Raw genomic sequence first — 545 nt, 5'->3', positions numbered from 1 at the left:
GCCGGTGTTTCCGCGCTCGGCGGTCAAGGCGATCCAGGCCTTGCCGTTGGTCGAAAGCGGGGCGGCGGATGCCTATGGTTTCGGCAACCGCGAACTGGCGCTCGCCTGCGCCTCCCACTCGGGCGAGCCGGCACATGTCGACCTTGCGCGATCCATGCTGGCCAAGGCTGGGCTGGACGGATCGGCGCTCGAATGCGGCACGCATTGGCCGTCCAATCATGACGCCGAGATTGCGCTCGCCCGCGCCGGCGGCTCGCCGAACGCCTTGCACAACAATTGTTCGGGCAAACATTCCGGCTTCCTCTGCACCTGCGTCCACGCCGGCATTGCGCATCGCGGCTATGTCAAGCCGGGACACGGCCTGCAGGACATGGTGCGCGACGCCATGCAGTCGGTGACGGGCGCTGTCCATGGTGAGGACCAGCGTGCCATCGACGGCTGTTCGATCCCGACCTACGCGGTGCCGCTCAGGAGCTTCGCGCTCGGCTTTGCCCGCATGGCCACGACATCAGGTTTTGGCCCAGAGCGAGCCAAGGCTGCAAAGC

General features: G+C 66.8%; 1 protein-coding gene. It reads left to right on the top strand.

The features are described 5' to 3' along the window. The coding region (locus tag EN991_RS39115) for an asparaginase (RefSeq protein ID WP_206519377.1) at window positions 1-545 on the top strand (545 nt) is incomplete at both ends.

Source organism: Mesorhizobium sp. M7A.F.Ca.US.005.03.2.1 (assembly GCF_003997795.1).
Lineage (GTDB): Bacteria > Pseudomonadota > Alphaproteobacteria > Rhizobiales > Rhizobiaceae > Mesorhizobium > Mesorhizobium ciceri.
This window is presented reverse-complemented; position numbering and strand designations above follow the sequence as displayed.